Origin of the sequence: Gilliamella sp. HK2 (genome assembly GCF_001690265.1) — a bacterium.
Lineage (GTDB): Bacteria > Pseudomonadota > Gammaproteobacteria > Enterobacterales > Orbaceae > Gilliamella > Gilliamella apicola_C.
Window position 1 is genome coordinate 1 of sequence record NZ_LZGV01000065.1, and the last position, 1,133, is coordinate 1,133.

A 1,133-nucleotide genomic window follows, 5' to 3' on the forward strand; every position below is an offset into this window, starting at 1 on the left:
AAAAATAAAGTTAGTAATGCAAGCTGGAATTAATTCTATAATTACCTGTTTTGTAAACTAAGCTTATTCATTATCACTAAAGTGCCTATATGTGAAACTATACTTGGTTAATCAAATAGGCATTTGCCTATCAACACACTTTAATTAGCAACATAAAGCCTGTTTAAGTGGCACCAAGCTTAATTGTAAGTATCCGAAACAAAGGTGATGAGGTGGCAGAAAGTACCGTTGTAAATAAACACAATAAAAAACAGTCAGAAAACACATTGATTTTATTTAACTTTTTTTGAACAACTTTGAAGGACAAAGTGCCCAGCATTAAAAAAGAAGAGCGACGATAAACGGCCAATTAAACAGCCGACAAGTTATAACATAATTGATTTTAATGGTCATTTATTCTTCATTCTTAATTCACAAATTGATTAATTTAATTTTTTGTTGGCGGGTTATGTTTTTTTATTTGAGGTCATGATTATGCTAGTTTCATCGTCTAGTTTTACGTACGTTTATCGTGGTACGCAAAATGCCATTATGCGTACCACGATAAAAATATCTATGAAACTTTAAGTCCTTTATCGTCCGTATCAGTTCTAATTATTAATTGCCACTTAACATCTTTTGATTGAGTATTTTGTCAATCAATTATTACTAGAACAGGAAAATCTCATATTCAAAAGCTAATCGAATTTATACTTTTTATCGATTATTACTAAATGACGGTTATCAATTTGTTAAGAACTCTATGTCACAAAAAACTTTTTGGCTGTACGAAAGTGTCCGAGTGGGTACGTAGAGCCGACATCATTTTACGATGATATAATTCACAACAACCTTATTTAACATAATATACATTATTCTAACATATTGATTTTAATGATTATTTATTCTTAATGTTTGTTAATTTGTTGATTAATTTAATATTTTACTAGTGAGTCGTGTTTTTTCAATTGAGGTCATGATTATGCTGGTTTCATTGTCTAATTTTATGTACGTTTATCTAGGTTCGCATAATGTATATTATGTTAAATAAGGTTGTTGTGAATTGAAAGGTAAAGTTAATTGTAATTATCACCTATTATCAGAATATTTTTTAAATAATAAAATAATAATTAATGAACAATTGTTATTTTATT

1 protein-coding gene is annotated in these 1,133 nt (G+C 28.2%); it reads left to right on the top strand.

From position 1 onward, the window contains the following. Positions 1–661: 661 nt before the first annotated feature. Entirely contained in the window at positions 662–793 is a 132-nt protein-coding gene (locus A9G45_RS14960) for a phage/plasmid replication protein, II/X family (RefSeq protein WP_081297838.1), read from the top strand. Positions 794–1,133: the final 340 nt, after the last annotated feature.